This window comes from Pseudomonas orientalis, assembly GCF_001439815.1.
GTDB lineage: Bacteria > Pseudomonadota > Gammaproteobacteria > Pseudomonadales > Pseudomonadaceae > Aquipseudomonas > Aquipseudomonas orientalis.
On the sequence record NZ_JYLM01000001.1, the window covers coordinates 428,924 to 455,376 of the forward strand.

The 26,453-nt window shown below is 61.0% G+C and carries 12 protein-coding genes; 7 read left to right on the forward strand and 5 right to left on the reverse strand.

The annotated features are described in order from the left end of the window. Positions 1-53 precede the first annotated feature (53 nt). Entirely contained in the window at positions 54-3,038 is a 2,985-nt protein-coding gene (locus tag TU82_RS01920) for an RHS repeat-associated core domain-containing protein (protein ID WP_057721447.1), read from the forward strand. A gap of 54 nt (positions 3,039-3,092) precedes the next feature. On the opposite strand, the gene TU82_RS01925 is transcribed toward TU82_RS01920, so the two are convergent. The 4 genes from TU82_RS01925 to TU82_RS01935 are packed head-to-tail and all read right to left on the reverse strand — an operon-like array spanning position 3,093 to position 15,305. Continuing rightward, positions 3,093-6,806, reverse strand: a complete 3,714-nt coding sequence (locus TU82_RS01925; RefSeq protein ID WP_338110593.1) for a toxin TcdB middle/N-terminal domain-containing protein — start codon at positions 6,804-6,806, stop codon at positions 3,093-3,095. Further along, on the reverse strand, positions 6,719-7,657 hold the full coding sequence (locus TU82_RS29380) for a SpvB/TcaC N-terminal domain-containing protein (protein WP_338110592.1): 939 nt from the start codon (positions 7,655-7,657) through the stop codon (positions 6,719-6,721). Before TU82_RS29380 ends, TU82_RS01925 begins: the two co-directional genes overlap by 88 nt. Beyond that, the gene (locus TU82_RS01930; protein ID WP_057721448.1) at positions 7,654-12,474 is read right to left on the reverse strand and encodes a Tc toxin subunit A-related protein; all 4,821 of its coding nucleotides are present in this window, start codon (positions 12,472-12,474) and stop codon (positions 7,654-7,656) included. Before TU82_RS01930 ends, TU82_RS29380 begins: the two co-directional genes overlap by 4 nt. Positions 12,475-12,476: 2 nt before the next feature. Next, a complete protein-coding gene (locus tag TU82_RS01935) occupies positions 12,477-15,305 on the reverse strand; it encodes a Tc toxin subunit A (protein ID WP_057721449.1) in 2,829 nt (942 codons plus the stop codon). 178 nt (positions 15,306-15,483) lie between these two features. On the opposite strand from TU82_RS01935, the gene TU82_RS01940 reads away from it, so the two are divergent. The 6 genes from TU82_RS01940 (at position 15,484) to TU82_RS01965 (ending at position 25,282) form a co-directional block, all read left to right on the forward strand. Continuing rightward, positions 15,484-18,390, forward strand: coding sequence for an RHS repeat-associated core domain-containing protein (locus TU82_RS01940; RefSeq protein ID WP_072024048.1), 2,907 nt, complete (start codon positions 15,484-15,486; stop codon positions 18,388-18,390). Positions 18,391-18,521: 131 nt separating this feature from the next. Next, positions 18,522-19,463 carry an oxygen-dependent tRNA uridine(34) hydroxylase TrhO gene (trhO, locus tag TU82_RS01945; protein WP_057721451.1) on the forward strand — a complete coding sequence of 314 codons (942 nt, stop codon included), beginning with the start codon at positions 18,522-18,524 and terminating at the stop codon, positions 19,461-19,463. Between the two features lie 3 nt (positions 19,464-19,466). Then, on the forward strand, positions 19,467-20,105 hold the full coding sequence (locus tag TU82_RS01950) for a DsbA family protein (protein ID WP_057721452.1): 639 nt from the start codon (positions 19,467-19,469) through the stop codon (positions 20,103-20,105). Beyond that, complete coding sequence (locus tag TU82_RS01955) at positions 20,095-21,897, forward strand: ABC transporter ATP-binding protein (RefSeq protein WP_057721453.1); 1,803 nt, start codon at positions 20,095-20,097, stop codon at positions 21,895-21,897. The genes TU82_RS01950 and TU82_RS01955 overlap by 11 nt, the downstream gene beginning before the upstream one ends. 71 nt (positions 21,898-21,968) lie before the next feature. Then, positions 21,969-24,431, forward strand: coding sequence for an EAL domain-containing protein (locus tag TU82_RS01960; RefSeq protein WP_057721454.1), 2,463 nt, complete (start codon positions 21,969-21,971; stop codon positions 24,429-24,431). A gap of 77 nt (positions 24,432-24,508) precedes the next feature. Then, the gene (locus TU82_RS01965; RefSeq protein WP_420893024.1) at positions 24,509-25,282 is read left to right on the forward strand and encodes an iron-containing redox enzyme family protein; all 774 of its coding nucleotides are present in this window, start codon (positions 24,509-24,511) and stop codon (positions 25,280-25,282) included. A gap of 21 nt (positions 25,283-25,303) precedes the next feature. Here the strand turns inward: TU82_RS01965 and TU82_RS01970 are convergent, their stop codons facing one another. Continuing rightward, the gene (locus tag TU82_RS01970; protein WP_057721456.1) at positions 25,304-26,230 is read right to left on the reverse strand and encodes a GGDEF domain-containing protein; all 927 of its coding nucleotides are present in this window, start codon (positions 26,228-26,230) and stop codon (positions 25,304-25,306) included. Between the last annotated feature and the right edge of the window lie 223 nt (positions 26,231-26,453).

Sequence of the window (26,453 nt, forward strand, 5' to 3'; positions counted from 1 at the left end):
CTCTCATCCCTAGGCTTTCAGGACCACTTATTCAGCAATAAGGTCTTGAGGTCATGTCTTATTCCATCCATCGACACACGCCGTCCCTGGCCGCCATCGACCCGCGTGGGTTGATTGTTCGTCACATCGATTACCACCGCTCAAGCGCAGAGGTTGACGCGCAGGTGCGCATTCATCGCCAGGTATTCGGCAGTACGGGCTTGATGACTGAGCAATGGGACCCACGTCTGTTGCAGTTGTCACGCGCGCAACCTGACACAGCGCCCAATCAACGCACGGTCTACAGTCTCGGTGGGCATGCATTGTGCAGCGACAGCGTGGATGCCGGCCGGCGGCTGACGCTGATGGGAGAGGCCGGGCAGGTATTGGAAGAGTGGGATGGACGGGGCGCTCGCCAGGCTCATCACTACGATCAGTATCTGCGGCCGATCGCGGTCTTCGAGCAGGCGGCCAGTGACCGGCTAGCGCTGTGCGTCGAGCGTCTTGCCTACGCTTCATCGTCCAATGAGGAGACAGCGCGCAACCGCTGTGGTCGGGTGGTTCGCCACGATGACGGCGGCGGCTCGTTGTTTCATGAGGCGTACGGACTGCACGCGCAGGTTGCGCAGCAGACCCGACGCTTCCGGCAGGCGGGTGCCGCGTTGGATTGGCCGCAGCCCGATGCGCAACGCGAGCTGCGCCTGGAGCCCGAGCGGTTCGAGACATCCGTTGGGTTTAACGCACTGGGTGAGCGCCTGCATCACACGGACGCCAAGGGCAATCGCTTCGACTACGCCTACGGCATTGACGGCCAACCGGCGAGTATCTTCGTGACGCCCAGGGGCGGCGCGCGTAAGCAGGTGCTGGGCCAGCGCCGTTACAACGCCGCCGGCCAGGTGCTCAGCGAACGCGCCGGCAACGGCGTGGTGCGCGCCATGCACTACCGTGAGTTCGACGGTCGGTTGCGGCAAATGACTGCCCATCTGCCCGCACAACCTGACGCAGCGCTGCAAGACCTGCGCTACGACTATGACGGCGTGGGCAACATCGTGCGGATCGACGACCTTGCCCAGCCGACGCAATGGTCCAGCAACACCCGGATCAGTCCGACCAGCGTCTATGAGTACGACACGTTATCGCAACTGACCACCGCCACCGGACGCGAAACCGCCGGCAACACGGGAGGCCCGGCGTTACCGGCAGGGGTGGCGTTCGGCTCGACTGACGACAGCGTATGGCGTCGCTACACCCAGCGGTTCAGCTATGACGCCGCTGGCAATGTGCTTGAGTTGCAGCATGTGCCCAGCAGCGGCACGGGCTTCACGCGGCGCATGAGCGTGGCCGCAGGCAGCAATCACTTTGTGCCGCAGGCCGACGGCAAGGCCGCGCCGGGATTGGGCCAGGGCTTTGACCGCAACGGCAACCTGCAAGCGTTGGCAGGCGAGCAGATGGGTTGGGATGTGCGCAATCAGCTGGTACGCCTCACGCTGGTGCGGCGCGAGGGCGGTAACGACGATGAGGAACGCTACGCCTACGACGCCACGGGCCAGCGCATTCTCAAACGTCGGCTCTCCCAGGCCCGTGGCGTGCTGCATACCGCCGAGGTGCGCTACTTGCCGGGGCTGGAAATCCGCCATGACAGCGCAACCGGTGAGCAACTCAATGTACTCAACCTCGATGCCGGTACGACCACGGTGCGCGTCCTGCTGTGGGACCGTCACCCTTCGGGAGGGCGCCAGGACGCGCAGATCCGTTACGGCTTGCCGGACCACTTGGGCAGCAGTTGCCTGGAACTGGGCGAGCAGGCGCAACTGCTCAGCCAGGAAAGTTATTACCCCTACGGCGGGACCGCGTGGCGGGCGGCGAGAAATGCCAGCGAGGCGAGTTACAGGTTCATCCGTTATTCGGGTAAGGAGCGCGATGCCAGCGGGCTGTCTTACTATGGCTTCAGGTATTACGCGCCGTGGTTGTGCCGCTGGATCAGCCCGGACCCGGCCGGCGATGCCGATGGCTTGAATCTGTACGCCATGGTGGGTGGTAACCCGGTTACCCAGGCCGATGCGCAAGGGCTGGTCGGCGCACCGGCGTTGGAGGCGTCCCAGGATAAACAAATACGCAGGCTTTCCATCAGCCGCAGGCTCGCGACCATGGGGCGGATTATCCGTCCGAGGATCCAGGCAGCGTCTTCGGCCGCGATTCGCGATGGTTTATCCACTTATATTGCCAATGCCATCGCGACGGGCGTTGATCTTGCAGTATTCGGCAACCTCCAGGCCACGCCGGAGCGCAATCAGGTCTTGCGCTATACCGTTGCGTCGCTGGACGCCCTGGCCACGATGCATATGAGCACGGGTATTGCGGGTAACTGGACACGTTTTGCTCCACAGATCGGTGTTGTTTCGGCAGCGATGGCGGGTATCGGTTATGTCTATCACCCTGACACGCAGAGCGTTCAAGCCGGGGAACGCTGGGATCCCGTGGCGGTGCAGCGATTGAGCGGGCATATACGTTCGCTCTCCAGGGAACTGGTGCAGCAGATCATGCGTGGGCACGGCACCGGCGCATCCTGGGGCAGCACGGCTCTGCGGGCCAGGGTCGGCCGTACCGCCGGCGCCACGGCGGCATACGCGGTTGCAACCGTCACCAGCGCGGTCTACGGCGGGGAAGTGCCTGCGTTGATGCAACCCAATGTGTCACCCGCAATTGAAGCCTACGACGGGGCGATGGGAACGTTGATTCGCAGCGGTCACCCCACGGCGGCCCACGATCCCCATGGGCAGACCTTGCAGACACCTGACCCTGTTGCGTTGATGCACGGCGGGCTGAGCAGAATGTTCAATCAGGTGTGGACATTTTGGGCCACGACCGGGGTCGAGGCATTGGCCGTTGCGCTGACGGGCCAGCCCCAGGCCGCGCAAAGCCGCACCACTCGAACGATTGTCATGGTGGCCCGCGGCGTGATTGCATCAATGACCGAATGGCGCGGCTTTGTCGTAGCGTTTGCCAGGCGCGGGTACACAAACCTGGCGTCGAGCTGGCGCGCCGCGCCGCGGTCCTGACGAGAACTTGAATGCGATCGTTCCCACGCAGAGCGTGGGAACGATCAGGGCTCGTCAGGAATTGCGCTCTTCATAGGTGTCGTTTTCGTCTTCATTGACGGTGTACCAGGCCCAATAGGTGGTACGCCGCATGAATCCCCCTGCGGTCAGCGTCTGGGTCGGGCGTCCGAGGACGTCATACAATTGCCGGTCGCTGTGGCCCAGCTCGCGCATGCAGTGATCATTGACGTAGGCGTGGCTGTTGGTGAAGTAGGCGCGATAGACGCGTATGACCAAGCCCTTGTTGTTGTATTCGACACGCTCGCTGACGCGCCAGCGGGGGTCGGCATGCACTTGGCGCAGCTGTTTCTTCAAGGTGCCGAAAGTATCCGGCAGTTCGTCGACCAGCAGGTTGCCCATGGCGTCGACCGCGTGAGCCGGGCCTGGTTCGGTCTTCTGCCGGGTCTGCAACGAACGGCCGAAGCCATCCCAGCAGGACTGGGTCATGCGAATCTGCCGTTCGGCATCGCCGGGGTAGCGGTCGGCCTGCAATAGGAGCCCATGCACCGGCGTGCGGCTGGCCTTGTCGATCAGCGCCTTGAGTTGTTTTTCGCCATCACTGAGGGGGCGGCGACCAGCACTCAGGCGCGCTCGTGTACTCATGCGGATATGCCCGCCGGGGAGCAGGTAGGCCTTGCTGATCCACTCGGGCTTGACCAGGGCCGGGTCGATGCTGCCCATCCAACTGAACGGGGCGTAGCAGTGCGCGCTGGCCATGTCTTGCAACACGCTTTGTGCCTGTTCGATGGCCAATCCGGGCGTCACAGTGTCGAGCGGGCGGTAGCTTTCCAGGGCGGCGAAGCCCACTCTGAGGCCTTGTTCATGGCCGTGAAAGCTGCTGACGAGCAACTGCCCGAAACCGTCATAAAGCGCCTCTTGAACAGTGCCGTTGGGGTCGACGATTTTTGTCGGCAGCAGCAATTGATAGTCGTATTCGGCTGTGGTCACGCAACCGTCGGGTGTCTTTACCTGCAGGGTCTGCAGTGAGTAGGGGTCATAGTGGAGGGTTGTTTCGCCGTGGGCCTCGGTGGCCCGCAGCGCCCTCAACCGACAAAACCGGCCGGGCTTGTCATAGCGGGGAAAGTGGCGGCGGATCGACCACAGGCGGTTTGGCGCCGGGGGCGCCTCGCCGTCGAACAGGAAAAACATCGCCATGGTGTGATAGCCGCTGTCGGTGAGCTTTTGCACCAGGTCCACCGTGGGTTGGCCGGGCATGGCCGGAATGTCGTTGTAGACGTTCAAGGCCTGGTCATCCAGCTCGGCGGTTTCAAGGTAATCGGTCAATGCCTGGGCCGTGGCGACGCCGGGCGCCAGGGTTTTACCGAAGCCACCGGCCTGCCGGTAGTGCTGCACCGACAAGCCGCTCAGTGTGCGCCCGACCCCTGCAGCCAACGGCCCGTCGCGGGTGTCGATGAACATTTCATAATTAATGCGCGCGGGGTCCAGCCCGCCAGGCGCCGGCGCCTTGCCGAGCACCAGGGCGTTGTGTCGTTGGCGGTAGGGCAAGGCCAGGCGCCACTGCTGTGCGTCGTCCAGGTGAATCGGCTGCGCCAGGGTTTCGCTCAGGTAATGGAACTGTTGCGCGTTGTCATGGGTATCGCGCCACCAGCGCTGCTGATGCCCATCCACCAGCACGGCGGGCGGTGGGCTGTCGGCGGTGGTACGGCGGGCATGATGCAGGGTCACGCCATGCACCAGGCAACCGTAGGCATCCCAGCGCAGGTTGATCTGGTGCTGGCAGACCGGATCGTCTGCCACGCCTTCATATTGATAGCTGACCGACTCCAGAGCCAATGGCAGCAGCCGCGCGTAGGGCGTATGGGCACTGGCCGGTGCCAGTTCGCGGACCAGATACCGCTGGTGTTGTACCGAATAGGGCACCCCGTCGTGCGCCGTGTCCGCCGCCATCACCTCGACCCGCAGCACCACGCCACTGAGGGCACGGGCTGCGTCGCGTGCCAGCGCCGGCGCGGGGTCGCTGATCAAGTCGTCATGATGATCCAGCGGCTGTGCCTGGGCCGTCCCCCTGTAGCGGCTGACCAGCGTGCGGCCGGGAGGCTTGGCGTGCGGGTCGTGAGTGCTGTGGCCGAGGCAGGGCATGTCAAGCGATCGCCCGGTATGGAACCAGGTTTTACTGAGCGCGGGGGCGCTGGAGCCCGGCGCCTGGAGGGCGTCCTTGCGGTGGTCGGTGTCGGTTTGCAGCAACAGCCCGAAGCCACGGAACTCGCGGTCCACGCGGTCGTAATAAGCCTGGCGATAGCTCACGCGTCTGGTCAGTTGGTTACCGGTAATTTCGTCGCGTTGGGTGTGCTGGCAGACCAGCAGCAGTGCAAAGGGTAACCGGCTGATCGCGGGCTGGCCCTGGGCATGCAGCTCGCGTTTTTCGTCCAGCCACTCCTGGGCGCTGCTGCGATATTTGATCGACGCCTGGGCGCCCAGGTTGTTGTAGGTGCGCATCAGCAGCCAGGGCTTGTGGCTGAAAAAGTCGTAGCGCCACTGGATGGGGGTCTGGTGAGCAGCCGTCAGGATCAGGCTCGGGCACCCCAGGCCGAGCACATCAATGACGCTGACCTGGCAGTGATCGTCATACTGCACGCCCTTCGGCCACGGGACGTTGAGCGCCTGGGTTTCGAAGCCGTTGCCGGCTTTGTTGAGGAAAATACTCAAGTGAGTAGTGCTCAGATACAGCAAATCTGCTGCGCCGCCGCCATTGAGGTCGACGAGCAGTACATGGGCCGCGTTGAACGTCTGATAACGCAACGGCAAGGCGGCCAATACAAACCCCTGGCCAAAGCGGCCACGACCCAGGTTCGGCCAGCATTTCACTTCGTTATGCCGGACACGCACCAGATGCTGTTGGCCCGTGGCGAGCACATCGCTGAACGCCACCAGTTCGTTGGGCGAGCCGGAAACGGTCGGCAAGCCATCGTCGGGCGTGTGCGGCACCTCGGTGGCGGGTGCGAAGCCGGATGCTCGACGATTCTCATACAGGCGCACGCTACGCGGGCCGATCATTGCAAAGTCATGGCGGCCTGCTCCGGTCAAGTCCGCCAGCATGCCCTGAGGGTGGAAGAACTCCGAGGGGAATGCATCGAACGGCGTATAGGCTGACCAGTTGCGCTGTTCGTCCAGGCTGAAAAAACCGTTGATCCCGGGCCCGGCCACCAGCCAGTCCAAACGCCCGTCGCCGTTCACATCGGCCAGCGCCTGGTGGATGGGCCGGGTGCTGTCGGCGACCGGCACCCGCGTCAATTCCACGGCTGCGCCGTAACTCACCTCATCGCTGGTGTGCGGATGTTGCGGCCTCAGCGGTTCACGGTAATACCAACTTTTGTCTGCGCGGTACAACACCCCGGGCAAGCCTTCGCCATACAAATCCACCAGTTGGTAACGAGCGCCGTCATGCAGCCGGGGCAATGCACTGAATGCCTGGTAGCGGCTCGGGTCGACCTTGAGTTGGCTCGTCTGGTAAAGGCACTCCAGCGGCGGGCGGCTCACGCTATTGCCTGCGCTGTCGAAGGCCTGTTCATGGACCGCGCTCAACAGGCTGACATGGCTGGAGGTGCGGTATTCCAGCAGCAGGCGCTTGACCAGTACCGGGTCGGCGCCCATTCGCGCTTCTTTGGGGAAGTGGTGAAACATCAGTATCTGGCTGCAACGGCGCAGGGTGCGTAGCTCGAAGCCGTAGGCAAAATCCGAGCAGGGGTCGGGTCGGGTCGGGTCGGCCATTCGCGGATTTTCCGGTACGTCGGGCGCTCATCGAGTTCGAGGGCGCGTTCGCCATAATCAAACAGCAATTGAAAGTGCCAGCCCATGCCCGGTGTATCGTCGGTCTGCCAGAGGTAAAGCTGCTCCTGCTCCCTGGCGGTGAAGTTGCCGTAGCAGACACTTTCCAGGTAATGCCGGGCGCGGCAGTCCCTGGGGTAGCGCGTGTCATCGGTTTCTTTGGCGTAGTGATAATAGATGTGCTCGCCGTGGGCATTCAGGCTTTCCTGCAACAGCCACTGCGCCACATGGTGCGCCTGGTCCGGGTCGGCAATCCGGGCCAGCGGGGTTTTTCCGTAAAAGTGCTGACTGCCATCGGCACCGCGTATCAACCAGAAGCCGGCCGTGTCGGTCGCCGATTGCCAGTGTTCGATACGGTCGAAGCGGCCCTCGACCCTGGGGAAGTGGCGGGTAACCGTATACGCGTGCGGCAGTGGCAAGCCATTGAATGATGCAAGGGTGCTGCTGATGATCGCGCCCTCGGCGTCGCGTTCCGGTAGCCAGATGTGCGCGTCGGGGCCCACCAGCACATCGTCCATCGTGTAGCCAGGCACGCCATGGGACGTGCGCCGGCTGACGGCAGGCTGAGGCACCCCCCAGCCAAGGCCGAAGGGGCCGTTACCGGCGCCGCTCTGGTAGGTCAGCGACATGGCTGGCGCGTAGCCGCGTGCGGGCGAGATCGGCAAGGCAATTTCAAAGCTTGCCGTACCGCTGGAACCGATATCGCCCCAGCCCTTGCCAGTGCCTTGAATGGCCGCACCGCCTTTGGGCAGGGTCGGGGTATTGATCTGCAGGTTGTGAGGGTCGTCGCTCATGCCTGACCCCCGACGGCAGCGGCCACCCTGGCGGTGTAGCGCAGGTGAATGACAATATCGTTGATGGATTCCAGAATCGCCTTTTGCCGGTCCGGGTTGGGAAACTCCAGGGTCCAGTCGGATATGGCTCCGGTGTATTCGAACGGCAAATAACGCTCGTTGCTGTCGAACGTCAGGGTGAACAGGCCGTTGTCATCCAGCCCGGTGGACAGTGCGATTTGCTGGTGGGCACGCATGTCCGTACGCACCTCGCCCGTAGGCAGTTGGATGTCGTTGCGGGTCTGCGTCAGTATCGCCTTGATGTCTTCATAGGGGCCCAGCGTCGCGGGCAACGATACGCTGATGCCTTTGATCCGGCGCAGAATGTGCCCGGGGTAATCCTCTTCAAACAGGGCGGCGGGCAATTTGAAGCACAGCCTGCCTTTATTGATCAGTTGGCGCTTATGGCCGGTCCACTTGTCTTCAGTTGCTGAAGGTGACGTCTGTGAGGTGCTTGTCGAGGAGGAAGCGACCTCGCACTGGGTCAGGCGGTGACGCAGGGAAATGGTCTTTACAATTTCCAGATCCCGCACGTTATGGTTCAAATAGGCCGTATTCATGTTCAACAGCGAGAGCTTCAGGGCTTCACCCGCCAGATAGCCACGGTAGTTGTTGTTCCAGGCGCCTGTCTGGATAAAGGTGCGCTCATAGTCCGCTACCTCGTACTGCCAGCACGCTTGGGCGGTGCGGCACAGGGAGAGGCCGAGGTCATAGACCTGATAATAGAACTTGCTCAACTGGGCATTGAGCCAGTCATACAGCTGAGCCTTGGAAAAGCGCTTGGCCAGCAGTTGATAGCTCGACCAGGCCTGTGCCAGGGAGGTCTGGGCCAGGCGCAGTTGCAGGCGCGTGGCTTTTTCCTGCTCGGCATAGGCTTGTAATTGAGCATCGACCTGGGCCAGTTCGAGTCGGGCCTGGTCCTGGGCATGGGCCCATTCTTGCGCCCGGCGGTTGAATTGCTCGGAGCGATCCAGGTCTGCGGCGTCGCCACGCAGCGCCGTGGCAACGCCTTGGGCCAAGGCCTGGGCGGCATAGAAAGGCCCTTCCCAGCGCGAGCCGCCGACACTGGTGCCGAAGATATTCGGCGCCACCATCGCGAGGCCGGCCCCCACGGCCGCGGCCGAAGCGGCGGTGTCGAACCCGGCGCTGATCAGGTAGAGCAAGCCGGCATGGGATTCCCCGGGGCTGATGCCTTCGGTGAGCTGGTGGGCGTAGTAATGCATCCGCGACTCGATCATGCGGCGACTGGCGTCGAGTGCCTCCCGGTTCTTCCCATCGATGCGCAATGCCTGGGTTTGCTGGGTCACGACGATATTGGCCAGGTCCCACGCTTGTTGTTGCTGTAACTCCAGGTATTCCGCCTGTTCCTTGCGTTCAATCAGGGTCAGCACCGTACTGCCGAATTGAATCACTGCTTCGGTGGCCGTGAGCGCATGGCCGAACATGACCTGGAAGCGATAATGACCGACCTGCGCGTCGAGAAACGGCGCTGTACCGCTTTCGCCGAAAGCCCCTTTGCCTTGGCTGGCCAATAATTTCAGAGGCGACAGCGGGGCCGCGTAGAGCGCAAGGCTCAAGGGCTTACCCGTGATGTCGAGATTGTGCCGCAGATTATGCAGTCGACTTTCGAGCTTGTCCCAGCGCGTCACCAATTGGGCATTGAAAGGCAGGCGCAGATTGTCGGTGTCTGTGAGCGGAGCCAGTGCATCGCCTTCGCGCGACAGGTTGACGTCGATTGTCGGGTTGGTTCGCTCAAGTTTTTTCAGGCTTTCAGAGCCCTCCGTTGCCAACTTGGCCAGGGTAATTTGCGCCCACGGTTCAGTGGTGATGACCCTGGGGCGTGGGCCAAGCAAGTGTTGGGCTCGGGTGTACCAGAGTTTGGCTTGGGTCAGGCTGTCCGGGGTGAGCTGGCGATAGTCGGCATCGCCGCGATTGAGCAGGATGTCCAGATAAAACAGGTAGATTGCCTTGCGAAAATGCACGGGCGCGCGTATCGCCAGTTCGTGGGGATCGTGGCTGATGTAACCGGGCAGCGGTTCTTCACGGGCGAGTTCGCGCAAACCCCAAAAGGCAGGCCGGTCGCTCGCGGCGTCGGCTGCCCGGCCCGGGTCGAACAGACAGCTGATCCAGACCTGGGCTTGGACATACTGCTGCTCCTGATTCAGACGATGGGCTATCAACCAGGGCACGTACAGGAACAGCTCCCAGAAGTACTTGCCGTTGGCCCCCCGAAAGTCAATGCCTTCTGCTGTACCGTCGGATGTGAGCGGAGGCTCTTGCCAGGTTTGCGGCGTTAACGAGAATAAATGTTCAAGGCTGATAGTGGCCGCCTGGACCAGCTTTGCGGCAAAGCAGGTATTCATGCGCAGGGTGGCGGATAGGCCGGCAGGCAGTCTTGCCGAGCTGTTGGAGAAGTCGATGAATTCAGCGGTGCCGATGCTGTCCGATTCGAGCCTTTTGATCGTCGGCGCCAGTTGCTGGTTGAGCGTGGTGCCGGAAGCAGGTGTTGTCAGTTTCAGGGTTGCCGTATTCAGTGCATAGCCGAGGATTTTCGTGCCGTTTTCCTCAGGCTCAAGAGTCACCACGCCATGGATCAGGGTGATGCCGGATATCAACTGCGCCTGCGTCACCGGCATGCGCGTTGTGACCCGATGCCCGGCCGGTAATTCGGCACTTGATCCGGTGAGGCTTTCGTGAGCAGTGTCCTGAAAGTTGATGATGCGATGAGAGTTGGCGTTGATGGTCTCGGTAAAGGGGTAGTCTTTGAAGTTCGCGCTCATGATGACGTGTTTGAAGGCGCGCAAGTTAAGCGTGGTCACTTTTGCCTTTTTGATCAGCAAAACATTCTGTGAATGCAGCTTGTTTTTTTTATCTTCGTGCGTGGAAAAAGTGCCGTAACGGTTAAGGGTGATATGGAAGTGTCTGTGTGTGTATAAATTGACGAAGGCGTTTTTGTCGATGAAGTGGCCTTCGAGCAAGAGGCTGCCTGGCTCTTTCGGGTCTGTTGTATGGGTAAAGAGCGCCCCGTCAGCATTATGCACCGCGTTGGGAAACTCCTCCTGCGTGATCGAATTCTTAAAATAAAGCGCGTAAAAGTCGGTTTTCAAGCCTGTCGAGACGCCGGTAATTGTCGAGCCCTTGCTCAGTTCAAGCTGAGTCTTTGTCGGGTCATCCAATGCGTCATGGGTGATCAGCGTAATGATCGCACCCTGCGGTTTGTTTAATGTGACAGTGTAGGGCTGCTGGAAACCACCGTTGAGGGTAGAGGAGAAAACAAGTTCATGGGTGTTTGAATCAAAAAACACCTGGGTGCTGTCGGTGTCTTTTATGCTTGCCTGATTTTTTTCAAAATTCCAATGGTCCTCTTTTTCGAAAATCTTCTGCGACGTTATGGAAATCGTGTACTCCGCCGTGGGCGCTATTTTGAACTGCAAGTTGCCCTGGTTCTTATGAGCAAAGAGCGCGAGAAATTGCCGGGCGCTGTCAGGCAACAATTCGCTGTAATACCCGTTGGTACTGTGCACCTCGCCCTTGAGTATGGCCTGTACTTTAGTCTTCTGGGACGGGTCGAAGGGTTCCAGCAGCCGGTTTATTTCTTCGGCAACGTCTGAGTCGGGCAGCACGCTATAGCGCTCGGGGCTGCCTCCATCGGCAACGGTGGTGATGTTGAAAGACTGGTCGATATGCACGGCCTGGAAAAATTTGCCGATGAAATTATCCTGCTGCTTGGGATCTTTACGGCTGGTGGCAAGCACACCTAAAAACAGCGCAGGCGTGCTGTTGTCATCGACGATCGCCACCGTTTGCGTAATGCTTTTCAGAAGCTCGGAAGTCGAGGCGTTGACGTCTTCGGTCGCACAGTATTTCTCGATGCACGCCTGGGGCGCGCTCCAACTGTCGTCATGTTTTTTATACGAGAAGTTGAGTCGAAATTTGACGTAGTGGGTATTGATCCAATCGGCCAGATGTTCTTTTTCCTGCGTATCCCATCGCGCCGGTTTGAACGAACTGCTCGGGGTGGGCTTGATGCACTCGGCCCAGATGAAAAACAGCCGGCTGTTGAAGTACACCGGCCGGATACTTTGCTCGGCGGTGGCGTCGGAGACCGACAGGTTGATTTTTTTCCAGTCCGACCAGGCATCCTGCAGCAGCACCGCGCCGGAGCGCCTGGACAGGTCCAGGGAACGCCAGTAATAGGTGTTCCCGGAGCTCGATTTACCGACGAAGTAATAGGTGCCGCTATGCAGGTTGTTCAAGTCCGCGTCGATATAGCCGTTGATCGTGCGTATGTTGGCGGTTTCCTCGAACCTGGCCAGGTAACTCTGAACCGCCGTGACGACGGTGTCCGCTTGAATTCGGTATTGGCTGAGGTCGTTTTCCAACTGTTGAAAACTGTCGGTCTTGTCACGTCGTAACGTCGGGTCCAGATAGTTGGCCGGGTGGTAGCGCAATTGCTGGCTGGCATTCCAGAGCGGGTAGCTGTGCAAGTGTTCGCGCCAGACCTTGTCCTGTTGCGCGGTCATGCCCTGCTGTTCATAGCCCGGCTCAAGGCCCAGCTGAATACGCGTGATGTATTGCTGCAGGCTGGAAATGGCACAGGCTACCGGGCTGGTTGGCACGGCTTGGCTGACTTGCACATCGAGTAACCAATACGCGTAAAGGTCATCGGCATTGCGCAGGGTTGCCTTCAGGGCGTCAGGCACTTTGTGGGTGAGGTAGTACGCGAGCATGGCGTCGCGCAGGCTTTCATTAAGGTGTTGGTCAAGCGAGTCAGACATGATCAGTCCTTGAACAGGTCGGCCGGGGAAGGCGTGTTAACGGGGAATGCACGGGCGCTCGTGAGCGCCTCGCCGACGGCCTTCCATTGCGCGAACGTCGAGTCGGTTTTAAGTTGGCTGGCTGCAATCAGCAGGGTGGCCGACAGGCCGGTGGCGGTGCAGGTCTGGCGGCAACGCAGCAGCCAGTCCAGGCGATCCATTGAGGTAATGCGTGGTGGTTTCAGCTGGCTGCTGAATACACCTATTTCGCTGGCACTCCAGCCACAAAGTCGGGCGAGACGCTCGTTGGTTTCGTCACTGGTGTTTTGTGCCGCGCTACCGGGCGGTGTGTTGGCCTGTCTGAAGTAATCGAGAATTTGTCCTTCCGTCAGGCCAAAGCGGTCAATGCAATGGTTGAACTGTTGCATGAGGTAGAGGGTGTGCGGGGTCAGTTCCAGTAACGAAGAGACTTGATAATCGCTGTCCAGCCAATGCGGGTTTATCAGGAATTGATCAAGCGCCTGGCGGCTGAGTGGCCATTGCAGAACATCGACGGCGTGAGGGAACAGCACTATCAAATAGCCGAGGGTTTGCAGCGGTGGGACATCTGGCGCATACAAGCGCAGGAAATGGCCGTAATGGTCATATTTTTGATGCCCGTTGGCGTTGCCCGGCAGATGCGGGACGGCGTGGATGATGTCTTTGAGGCGCCTATACAGCGCCCAGAGCTCATCACGTAGGGTGCTCACCAGGGTATGAAGCCTGGGTCTGGTCTGTTCGATGATGAAGGCTGTGCGTTTGGCGTCCGTGCTGATTGCCACGCCAGCCAGCCCTTCATTGAGCGCCACCTCGATGCTCGCGTTTGAGCGCATCCGTTGCAGCACCTGATGGATCACGGATTTCCAGTCAACGACGGGCAAGCGGTTGTCTTCGTCATCGGGTTGTTGAGGCAGCTCAAGCAGGTTCAACTTGGTGGAGAGAGAAGCCTGATCATAGGCGGCGAACTCTTTCAACAGCAGGTTGATGGCGGGGTCCTGGACCTGCTGATCGAGCAACAGCTGATGCCTTAACAGTGACAGGCTGTTGCCGTTTTCCTTGAGCCAGCGGCTGGCCCATTCCAGGTGCATGAGCACATCGAGAAAGTCAGTCGCGCCTTTGGACTTGCGACGCAGCGTCGGGTTGCGCAGTTGCGTGAGAACGTTTGCTTTGCCGAGCAACTGCGCCAGTTGCTGGCATTCCATGACCGACAAGCCGAACAGGCGGGCGATTCGCGCTTGCCGATAGAGTGCGCTGACGGTCTCGATCGTACGGGTTGCAGGCCTGTCGGCGATCAGCAGTTGCAGCGATTCCCGGGTGTCTTGCAGGTCCAGCCCGGCGCAGAGTTGGTGCACAGTGGTGGCGTCGAACGCATGGCCGTCCAGGTACAGGGGCGGCAGGGCGGAACCTGCGCGGTTGAATACCTGATCGAACAATGACACGTGCTCACCCGAGCCGTGAACGGGCATCTGATGGAGCCAGGCGGCAAACTCTTCGGCTTGCAAGCTGTAGCGCCGGTTCAGATAGCAGAAGACTCCCAGCGCCCGAACGGTGTTATGGGTGATCAGCAGCGCGCGGTTGCTGGCGCCTTCGCAGCGCATGGCGCTGACCAGCAACGTGTCCACTTGTGCGAAAGGCAGGCCGAGCCAGCGCTGCAGGCGAATCATCCGTTGCAGCCTGTCGAAGCGTTCAAGGCTCACGTTGAGCAGCTTGGCGGGGGCCTCGTTGCCCAGGCTGATTGAGGGGGTGGGGGCAGTCGCGCCGTTGATGTAACAGGCCCCGTAGTTGAGCCCGGTATCCTGCCTGCAGTAGGGCGATTTGCGCGGTGTTTGTGTCTGTTGTGCCAGCAACGCTTGAAGTTGTTCAGCATCCAGCTGCGTATGGTGCAGGAAGTCAGCGACGTTTTCCGGGCCCTTCCCAGCCTTCCAGTTGAAGTACGTGAGATAGAACGTCTGCGCATCCTGCACCGCTGCCCAGTCACTTTTCAGCATCGCCTGTTGTTCAGGGCTCAACCCGGATAACAGACATTGAACCTCATTATTGTGGGTAACGACCTGCCCATAAGTGTTGGTTCCTCCCGTCAGGGGCAACTGGCGACTGATGCGATAGTTCAACTCACCCAACAGCGGCTTGTCGCCCGACAGGCCCAGCCGGCATTGCTGGTGGTGGAAATGATACGGCAGCGAAAACGGGTACCAGGTCCTGCTCAGAAGTGTGTAAGCGTCGTTGGCGTTGGCGCCCGCGATAGTGCGCAGCAAGGTCTGATTGACGATCGACAACATGGGCACCTGGCCCGCGACGCTGTGTTGGTCGATCAAAAGCGCCTTGAGGTCCGCACGCCGGTCCGACAGCTTGATCGCGTCCGCCTCCTTGGCATTCTGTTCCAGTTGCAGGGCGAACAGATAAAGCGCGCGCAGGTAGGCCACCGGCGAGTCGACCGCTGCGATGGACGAACTGGCGCAGAACTGTTCGCGGTTTTCCTTGAACAACGCCTGGTAGGTGGCACCGGTATCGGCGGCGACATCGCGTTTATCGCGCAGGGCAGGGCGGTCCGAAGAGACTTGCTGCTCGCGAAACAATCTGTCCAGTTGCGCTGCAGCACTGCGGGCCTTGAGGTACACCGCGTGGGCATCGTCGTCGTTGCAGGTGGCCAGTTGCTCTGCGAAGGCCTTCTCGCCGAGTCGCACAATATCGAATACCGAGTGAATGTCGAGGCGCTGCAACGCGGTTCTGAAATCGTCCCGACCGGGGGCGGGAGGGCGTGAGTGATCAATCAGTTGAGCGAGCACGGAGCTGCTGTCGGCTTGCATATTCATACGTTCCTTCACGCCCGCCGATGGGTCCGGCGGGCAATGAAAAACGCTATCACGCAGGTTGACGGCGCCAGGTATAGGTATGTACAGGCATCGCCGGCGCCCATACGCCGCTACCACCTTTATCCAAGACATCAAGTGCAGGCTTGGCTGACCTTTGTGCAATTGAGGTCATGTGATCATGTCTGCTTCACTTCATCGAAATACGCCCTCGCTTGCGGCATTCGACCCCCGTGGGTTGATCGTGCGCAGCGTCGCTTACCTGCGCGCTGCGTCCCAGGCTGTGCCGACGGCCCGTGTCAGGCGCCAGGTCTATGGGGCCAGCGGCCTGCTGCTGCAGCAGTGGGATTCGCGCCTGCAGGCCCTTGCATTGAGCGAACCCTCGACCGAGGCCAACCAGGTGTCGGTATACAGCCTGTCCGGTACGCTGGTGCGCCGCAACGATGTGGACGCCGGCATGCGGCTGATGCTGGCGGCACCCTGCGGGCAACCGTTGCATGCCTGGGATGGGCGGGGTGCCTACCAGCGCCACGACTACGATGCCTTGCAGCGTCCGGTGGCGGTGTTCGAACAAGCGGCCGATCAAGCACACCCCCGCTGTGTCGAACGCCTGGAGTATGCGCCTTCAACCCCCGAGGACCGAGCACTTAACCGCAGCGGCCGTCTGGTACGCCATGCCGACCCGGCGGGCACGCAGGTGTTCGATGAGTATGGGGTGACCGGGCAGGCGCTGCGGCAAACGCGGCGGTTTCGCCAGGCGCCCGATGAGGTTGACTGGCCGCTTGCCCAGGCCGATCAGAACCGGCAGTTGGAAAGCGCGCGTTACACCACGCGTTGGACGTTTGATGCCTTGGGCGGCACGGTGGAACAGGTCGATGCCAAGGGTAATGGTCGGCACTTTGCCTATGGTCTGGACGGACAGGCGAAACAGATTCACCTCACCTTGAACAGTGGCGCACGCAAGACCGTCGTAGAACGCTATGACTACAACGCCGCCGGTCAGGTGGAGGCGGCCCTGCTGGGCAACGGCGTAAGCAGTCTGGCCGCCTATCGGGCCGAGGACGGCCGGCTGCACCGGCTGATGGCGTACCGCAAGAACGAGCGGGCGGCGCCCTTGCAGGATCTGAGCTACGACTATGATCCCGTGGGCAATGTTTCCAGCCTGCGCGATCAGGCGCAACCGACGCAATGGAGCCACAACACGCAAGTGCAGGCGTCATATGCCTATGAATACGACTCGCTGTACCAACTGACCCGGGCGACAGGCCGGGAAAGTGCCGGCGCCGCCATCGGGCCGGCGCTGCCCGCGCGTATTTCGTTCGGGTCCACCGATGCCGGTTTATGGCGCAACTACACCCAGCACTATGCCTATGACGAGGGGGGCAACCTGACCCGGCTGCGTCATGTGCCGTCCACTGGTGTCGGCTACACCCGCGCCATGCAGGTGGCGACGGGCAGTAACCGTGCGTTGTCGAGCGAACATCCGGCCACCGAGTGGGCGCAAGGCTTTGACGCCAATGGCAATCAGCAGTCGCTGGGGCGCGCCCAGCCAATGCTGTGGAACGTGCGTAATCAGCTGACCAGGGTCGCCTCCATTGAGCGGGTGGGAGAGGAAGCCGATGAAGAGGCTTATGTGTATGCAGGCGACGGCCAGCGTGCGCTCAAGCTCACTCATCGGCAGGTGGCCGGCAGCCGGCAAACGGCGCGGGTGTATTACCTGCCAGGCCTGGAACTGCGCCATCGGCCAACGCGGCGCTTGAACATAGTGCGCCTTGAAGTGGCGCGTTGCACGGTTGAGGTCGTGCAATGGGAGCTGGAACCCGATGAAGAGGCAGTCGATGAAACCCTGTGTTATTGCCTGAAGGATCAGCAATCGAGTCATGGGCTGGAGTTGGGCGAGCAGGCCGAGTTGTTGAGCCAGGAGAGTTATTTTCCGTACGGAGGGACCGCCTGGTGGGCCTCGCGCAATGCGCTGCAGGGCAGTTGCAAAACCCGCCGGTATTCAGGCAAGGAGCGTGACGCCAGTGGTTTGTATTACTACGGCTTTCGCTATTACGCCCCGTGGTTGCAGCGCTGGATCAGTCCCGACCCCATAGGAGGCGGGATGCAGTTGAATCCTTATCTCATGGCGTCCAACAACCCGATCACCTTTGTTGATTCAATGGGGTTGCAGCCGGCCGCCGTGGAAAATACCCAGATACAGGGAGGCATCATCATCCTCTTGCTTCTGGTCTTGCTGGGCCTGGGAGCGGGGGCGCTGCTGGGCAATGCGCCGGTGGGGGCCTCCGTGGGCGCTCTGGTGGGAGGCGTACTGTTTGGCGCCAGCCGCCTCAGTGCCTATCAGGACATGCAACCCCAGGCGATGGCCAGGACCGCGGAAGAAGTCGAAGAACAGTTCGCCAGGAATATTTCGGAAATGGCGATCGAGTTGGCGCAACAGGCGCGATTGAGTCACGACGAAACGGAGCGGCTGGTGAATTTTGCCTATGCCCGCCGTCCTGCTGAAGGCGGCATGTCCATTTACGTTTATTCACGGCAGGGGTCCATCTATGGCTATGCAGGGCCGGTGGACCAGCCGGGGGAAGTCGAACGGGTACTGGCGGAGCATCGCAACCCGATGCCCGAGCTCAGGCGCATGGGCATCGGCGTGATTGTGCTGCGATCCCCGGGCCGTGATCCGGCTGCCGCGAGCGGTCAGCAGGCAGGGGCAAGTGCGTTCGAGGTGGGGGAGACGACCCAGGTTGCCGGCACAAGCCGCACCCGCGCCGCTCGGCAAGGTCAGGGCCGGGGCGCGATGGTGGCGCCGACGGCGGTGAGAGCGGTTACGCCGCTTATGGAGATCGATACCCAGGTGCTTGGCGGTACCGACCCATCGAGCCGCGAGGGACGGAGTATTGCCCTTACCCTCGGTCACTTGCGTGAAGGTCGTTTAAGCGCTGTCTATTGGCATCGCCACAGAGACCTGTTGTGGTCCGCTGATCTGCACGGCTACGCCTCTGCCCGTGGACGCGGCGCCTATCGCCTGATGCTCAGGCATCTGGGTGGCCAGCGGTACCGAGTGGAGGGCGTGCGCAACCCACACCGTTGAGGACCTATCAGCGACCGCGTGTCGATGCGGCGGCGGCGTGGTTTTGCTAGAATGCGCGCCGCGCCGCCTGGCCGGCGTCATTTTGCATCCGGTTCACCCCTTACGAGGGTAGCCACCTGGAGAGATTACCCATGACTCAACCGATCGTCGTGGCGGCACTGTACAAGTTCGTCACCCTTGAAGATTACGTCGCCCTGCGCGAGCCACTGCTGCAGGCGATGGTCGACAACGGCATCAAAGGCACCCTGCTGATCGCCGAAGAAGGCATCAACGGCACCGTGTCCGGTAGCCGTGAAGGCATCGATGGCCTGATGGCCTGGCTCAGGAAAGACCCACGCATGGTCGACATCGACCACAAGGAGTCCTACTGCGACGACCAGCCGTTCTATCGCACCAAGGTCAAGCTCAAAAAAGAGATCGTGACCCTGGGCGTGGAAGGCGTCGACCCGAACAAGAAGGTCGGCACCTATGTCGACCCCAAGGACTGGAACGCGCTGATCAGCGACCCCGAAGTGCTGCTGATCGACACCCGCAACGACTACGAAGTGTCGATCGGCACCTTTGAGGGCGCAATCGACCCGAAGACCACCAGTTTTCGCGAGTTCCCCGACTACATCAAAGCCAACTTCGACCCGGCCAGGCACAAGAAAGTCGCCATGTTCTGCACGGGCGGCATTCGTTGCGAGAAAGCATCGAGCTTCATGCTCAGCGAAGGCTTCGACGAGGTCTATCATCTCAAGGGCGGTATTCTCAAATACCTCGAAGAGGTGCCGCAGGAGGAGACCAAGTGGCAGGGCGACTGCTTCGTGTTCGACAATCGCGTCACCGTGCGCCACGATCTGAGCGAAGGCGACTACGATCAGTGCCATGCCTGCCGCACACCGGTCAGCGTAGAAGACCGCGCGTCCGAGCACTACGTGGCCGGCATCAGTTGTCCGCATTGCTGGGATAAGCTGCCGGAGAAAACCCGTCGCAGCGCCATCGACCGGCAAAAGCAGATCGAACTGGCCAAGGCCCGCAATATGCCGCATCCGATTGGTTTCAATTACAAGCAAACCCCTTCCGAGGCTTGAACCATGTCCGCGCGCCTGCTCTATGTAATGGACCCGATGTGTTCCTGGTGCTGGGGCTTTGCCCCGGTGGCGCAGGCGCTGGTTGAGCAGGCCCAGGCGGCCGGCGTGGAATTGCATCTGGTGGTGGGCGGCTTGCGCACCGGCAGCGGCGCTGCGCTGGAACCGACTACCCGGCGCTATATTCTCGAGCACTGGCAAGCGGTGACCGACGCCACCGGCCAGCCGTTCAAGCGCGAGGGCGCATTGCCCGATGGGTTTGTCTATGACACCGAGCCTGCGTGCCGTGCCATCGTCACTGCGCGCAGCCTGGCGCCCGATTGCGCCTGGAAGCTGCTGGGGCTGATCCAGCAGGCTTTCTATGTAGAGGGACGCGACGTCACCAATGCCCACGTGCTGGTGGAACTGGCCGAACAGGCCGGTATTCCACGCATCGAATTTGCCGGCGCGTTCGACCGCGCCGAGCAGCACGCGGCCACGGCAGCGGATTTCACCTGGGTGCAGGATTTGGGCATCGCCGGTTTCCCGACCTTGCTGGCCGAGCGCAATGGCCAATTGGCGCTGCTCACCAATGGCTACCAGCCGCTGGACGAGTTGTCACCGTTGCTTGCCCGATGGCTGGAGCGAGCCACCTGTGCAGGATGAGACAAAAACCAGCGACCGCCTGACCTGGGCGGAAATTCGCCGTCTGGCCCTGCGTCACAGGAAATCCCTGTGGATCGCCAACAGCGTCGCCGTGCTGGCGACCTTGTGCAGCGTACCCATCCCGTTGCTGTTACCGCTGCTGGTCGACGAAGTGCTGTTGGGCCATGGCGACGCCGCGCTCAAGGTGATGAACCACGCGCTGCCCCTGGGCTGGCAGAAAGCCGCCGGTTATATCGGCCTGATGCTGCTGGTGACCCTGGCCCTGCGCTGTGGCGCGCTGGTGTTCAACGTGGTGCAGGCGCGGCTGTTTGCGCGCTTGGCCAAGGACATTGTCTACCGCATCCGCGTGCGCCTGATCGAGCGGCTCAAGCGCATCTCCCTGGGCGAATACGAAAGCCTGGGCAGCGGCACGGTGACCACCCACCTGGTCACCGACCTGGACACCCTGGACAAATTCGTCGGCGAAACCCTCAGCCGCTTCCTGGTGGCGATGCTGACCCTGGTCGGCACCTCGGCGATCCTGGTGTGGATGCACTGGCAACTGGCGCTGCTGATCCTGCTGTTCAACCCCTTGGTGATCTACGCCACGGTGCAGTTGGGCAAGCGCGTCAAGCACCTGAAGAAACTGGAAAACGACAGCACCTCGCGGTTCACCCAGGCACTCACCGAAACCCTGGATGCCATTCAGGAAGTGCGGGCCGGCAACCGCCAGGGTTTTTTCCTTGGGCGTCTGGGCCAGCGTGCCCGGGAAGTGCGCGACTACGCCATCCACTCGCAATGGAAAACCGACGCGTCCAGCCGGGCCAGCGGTTTGTTGTTCCAGTTCGGTATCGACATCTTCCGCGCCGCAGCCATGTTGACCGTGCTGTTTTCCGACCTGTCCATCGGGCAGATGCTCGCGGTGTTCAGTTACCTGTGGTTCATGATCGGCCCGGTGGAGCAATTGCTCAATCTGCAATACGCCTATTACGCGGCAGGCGGCGCATTGACGCGCATCAACGAACTGCTGGCCCGCGCCGACGAGCCGCAATACGCGGGAGGCGCCGACCCCTTCAGCGGGCGTGCGACCGTCGGCATCGACGTGCGCGGCCTGGACTTCGGCTACGGTGACGACCTGGTGCTCGACCAGTTGAACCTGACCATCGCAGCGGGGGAGAAGGTCGCCATTGTCGGCGCCAGCGGCGGCGGCAAAAGTACCCTGGTGCAACTGTTGCTGGGCCTCTACACCGCGCAGGCCGGCAGCATTCGTTTTGGCGGCGCGACCCAGCAGGAGATCGGCCTGGCGACCATTCGCGAAAACGTCGCGGTGGTGCTGCAGCACCCGGCGCTGTTCAACGATACCGTGCGCGCCAACCTGACGATGGGCCGCGAGCGTACGGACCAGGCGTGCTGGCAGGCACTGGAAATCGCCCAGCTCGATGCTACCGTCAAGGCATTGCCGTTGGGCCTGGACAGCGTGGTGGGGCGTTCCGGCGTGCGCTTTTCCGGTGGTCAACGGCAACGCCTGGCCATCGCGCGCATGGTGTTGGCCGAACCCAAGGTGGTGATTCTGGATGAAGCCACCTCGGCACTGGATGCGGCCACCGAGTACAACCTGCACCAGGCGCTGGCGCGGTTTCTCAGTGGGCGTACTACACTGATCATCGCCCACCGGCTCTCGGCAGTGAAACAGGCCGACCGTGTCCTGGTGTTCGACGGCGGGCGTATCGCCGAGGATGGCGACCATCAGCAATTGATTGCCGATGGCGGGCTGTACGCCAAATTGTATGGACACCTGCAACAAGTGCGTTGATTTAGCTTAGGCTGTGCTATCGGGAGCGGATTTTCGCGTGCGTATTGAGCTGTGCATGTGCAAGGGACTTCATGAAGCAAAAGCGGACTCTCGGAACGCCACGGCTGCTGGGCATTGTCTGGCCCTTTATCGCCGTTGTGCTGTTCCAGGCATTGTTAGGCTGCGTCAGTCTCTACGTGCTCTCGGCGGTGCGCGGCTATGTGGCCGGTGAAAGTCTGTGGTCCAAGGGCCAGAAAGACGCTATCTATTACCTGACCCTCTACGCCGACAATCGCGAAGCCGCCACTTACCTCAAATATCAGCAAGCCATTGCAGTGCCCCAGGGCGGGCATGAGTTGCGCATCGCCCTGGATCGCCCCACCCCTGACATTGCGGCGGCGCGCCTGGGGATCATCAAGGGCGGCAACCACCCGGACGACGTCTCCAGCCTGATCTGGCTGTACCTCAACTTCCGTCATTTCAGCTACCTGGAAAAAGCCATCGAACTCTGGACGGTGGGCGACGGCTACCTGTTGCAACTGGACGACCTTGCCCGGGAAATGCATGGCGCCATTGCCGCTGATCGGGTCGATGACAACGACGTGCGGTTGTGGAAGGCGCGCATCACGGCCATCAACGAAGGTGTGACACCGGCGGCCAAGGCGTTCAGCGATGCGTTGGGCGAAGGCTCGCGGATGATCCTGCGCCTGCTGTTGATCACCAACCTGGCCACGGCCCTGGGCCTGATCGTTCTGGCGCTGCTGCGCACGCACAAGTTGCTGGCCCAGCGTCATGCGTTTGCCGACGCCCTGCAGGCGGAGAAGGAGCGGGCACAGATCACCCTGGAGTCGATTGGCGACGGAGTCATCACCACCGACGTGGACGGTGCGATCGCCTACATGAACCCCGCCGCCGAAGCGCTGACCCACTGGAAGTCGGCCCAGGCCCAGGGCCTGCCGCTGGCGGCGTTGTTCAAGCTGCTGGATGAAAACGCCGAGCCGGACGGCTTCACCCTGCTTGAGCACATCATCAAGGGCGAGCTCAGTGGCGGCAGTGAACATTCCAAGTTGATCCAGCGCCTGGACGGCAGCACCGTCTCCGTGACCCTGGTGGGCGCGCCGATTCGCAGCGCGGGCAAGGTCAGTGGCGCGGTGCTGGTGCTGCATGACATGACCCAGGAGCGCCAGTACATCGCCAATCTTTCCTGGCAGGCGACCCACGATGCCTTGACCGGCCTGGCCAACCGGCGTGAATTCGAATACCGCCTGGAGCAGGTGCTGCAGCAGGTGGTACGCCAGCAGAACGGCCGGCATGCCTTGATGTTCCTCGACCTGGACCAGTTCAAGCTGGTCAATGACACCTGCGGTCATGCCGCCGGCGACGAGTTGCTGCGACACATCTGCGCGCTGCTGCAATCGGATTTGCGCGAAGGCGATACCCTCGCGCGGCTGGGTGGCGACGAGTTCGGTATCCTGCTGGAGAACTGCCCGGCACCCGTGGCCGAGAAGATCGCCGAGAGCCTGCGCCACACCGTGCAGAGCCTGCATTTTGTGTGGAAGGGCCGGCCGTTCATGACCACCGTCAGCATCGGCCTGGTGCATATCTCGCAAACCCCCACCACCCTGGAAACCTCGCTGCGCGCCGCCGACATGGCGTGCTACATGGCCAAGGAGAAGGGGCGTAACCGGGTGCAGGTGTATCACGCCGATGACTCGGAATTGTCCATCCGCTTTGGCGAAATGGCGTGGGTGCAACGCCTGCACATGGCCCTTGAGGAGGATCGCTTTTGCCTCTACTCCCAGGAAATCTCGCCGCTGGGTCATACCGAAGCGGGCACCGGGCATATTGAAATACTCTTGCGCCTGCACGACGAGGCGGGGCGAATCATCCTGCCCGACAGTTTCATTCCGGCGGCCGAGCGTTACGGCCTGATGACTTCACTGGATCGCTGGGTGGTGGAAAACGTATTCAAGATCATCGCCCGTTGCATGCACGAGCGTCCGGGCCGACCCATGGCCATGTGTGCGATTAATCTGTCAGGCATAACGATTGGCGATGACGATTTTCTCGGGTTTTTGCGTGAGAAATTCGGCACTTACAGCATTCCTCCGGAAATGATTTGTTTTGAAATAACTGAGACCAGCGCTATCGCGAATTTAGGCAGTGCGATTCGTTTTATTAATGAACTCAAAGCGTTAGGTTGCCACTTTTCCCTGGATGATTTTTGCGCCGGAATGTCCTCATTCGCCTATCTCAAACATTTACCTGTAGACTTCTTGAAGATCGATGGAAGTTTCGTAAAGGATATGCTGGACGACCCGATTAACCGCGCCATGGTCGAAGTGATCAATCACATCGGCCATGTCATGGGTAAACGCACAATTGCCGAATTTGTTGAAACGTCGCAGATCGAACAGGCGTTACTTGAGATAGGTGTGGACTACGCTCAAGGCTATCTGATCGAACGCCCGCAATTGTTTACCTGTGATCGCCTGCAGTGCCGACCCGTGCGGCCACAGCCCCTGTTATTCAAGGCGCCCGGCACATTCCGCTGAAACCTTTGCTGGTCTGTACATCACACTTAAAAAGGAGCCCTACAGTGATCGACACCTTCAACAGAACCGGCCCGCTTATGGAAGCCTCGAGTTACCCCGCCTGGGCCCAGCAATTGATCCAGGACTGTAGCGAGAGCAAGCGTCGGGTTGTCGAACACGAACTGTACCAGCGCATGCGCGATAACACGCTCAGCGCCAGGACCATGCGCCACTACCTGATCGGCGGCTGGCCTGTGGTGGAGCAGTTTGCCTTGTACATGGCGCAGAACCTCACCAAGACCAAATTTGCCCGTCATCCTGGAGAGGACATGGCACGACGCTGGCTGATGCGCAATATTCGCGTGGAACTGAACCATGCCGATTATTGGGTGAATTGGGCGCATGCCCATGGCGTCAGTCTCGAAGAGCTGCAGGCCCAGGACGTACCGCCGGAGTTGCACGCATTGAGTCATTGGTGCTGGCATACCAGTTCGGCTGATTCATTGATCGTCGCGATTGCCGCCACCAACTACGCCATCGAGGGCGCGACGGGGGAGTGGTCCGCCGTCGTCTGCTCCACCGGCGTGTATGCCGCCGCCTTCCCCGAGGAAGAGCGCAAACGCGCGATGAAGTGGCTGAAGATGCACGCCCAGTATGATGACGCGCACCCTTGGGAAGCCCTGGAAATCATCTGCACCCTTGCCGGCACAAACCCGAGCAGGCCCCTGCAGGTGGAGTTGCGCCAGGCCGTGTGCAAGAGCTACGACTATATGTACCTGTTCCTGGAAAGTTGCATGCGCCTGGAACAAGAGAAAGAAAAGGCACCCGCGCTCGTGCGTGAGCGCCAGGCCCGCGTCGCCAGCGAGGCCTGATGCACAGGTGATGGCGGGGTTTTACCCCGCCATTGCCAGGCGATTACGGCCTTCGCGCTTGGCCACGTACAAGGCATTGTCGGCCCGACGCAGCAGGCTTTCACCCGACTCAGCCGCCAGCAGCGTCGAGCAGCCGAGGCTCACCGTCAACTCGATTCGCGTCCCCTCTACCCAGTAGTCCTGGGCTTGCGCCGCCTGGCGCAGGCGCTCGCCGACCATCCGCGCCGCATCGCGTCCGGTGTTGGAGAGCAGGATCAGAAACTCCTCCCCGCCGAACCGAAACACCATGTCCACGTTACGCAACTGACTCTTGATCGCTGCAGCTACAGCGCGCAGTACGCTGTCACCGGCGGCATGGCCATGGGTGTCGTTGATGCGCTTGAAGTGGTCGATGTCCAGCATCAGCAGGGAAAGCGGGTGCATATGCCGGCGCGCCATGTCGATTTCCCGTTGCAGCGTCTGGTCCATGGCGATGCGGTTGCCGGTTTCGGTCAACGGGTCACGCAGGGCGCTGCGGGTGGCGGCGCGGTAGAGCAGGGCATTGCGCATCGGGTAAAGCAGCGTCGCCAACAGGGATTCCAGCTGGCCCAGCTCCTCTTCCATAAAGCGCTGGTTGCGACGGAACACCAACTCGCCCAAGTGCTCACCGTCATGGCTCAAGGTGTAGCTCACCGAATGATGGCCGCGATGGCCGAACTCCAGGCGCAGGTCGCTGGTGACGTGGCGGTATTGCAAGGCGTCCAGCGGCACCAGGCGTTGGATTTCGCGAAAGAACAGGCCAAGAATGCGTTCCGGCTCGAGGCTGGTTTGCAATTGCTGGTTAAGTTGCTGGCGAAGTTGGCCGAGGGAGGCGGGGCGAGGTGAACGCAGGGATGGCTGACCAAATCCCAGGCGTTGCAATTTGGCACTGTCAAAGTCAATTGCGTTGGTCTGGGTAGGTGTTTTCATCGGTGGGCGGCCTCTAAGCACATGACTGTCTTACAGGCGGATGAGAGTGGCAAATGCCTGGCGTCTTACTGTTCCTTCAGTTCCGTAAAACATTGGAAACAGTTTAAACCGCTTTTTGCAGGGTTATAACCCCGGGGCACTGCCACACGTCTTGTCATCGCTTGACCTGCTTGAAGAGCGTTAGAGCGAGATTCGTGCCAAATCGTTTTATTTAATAAATAGC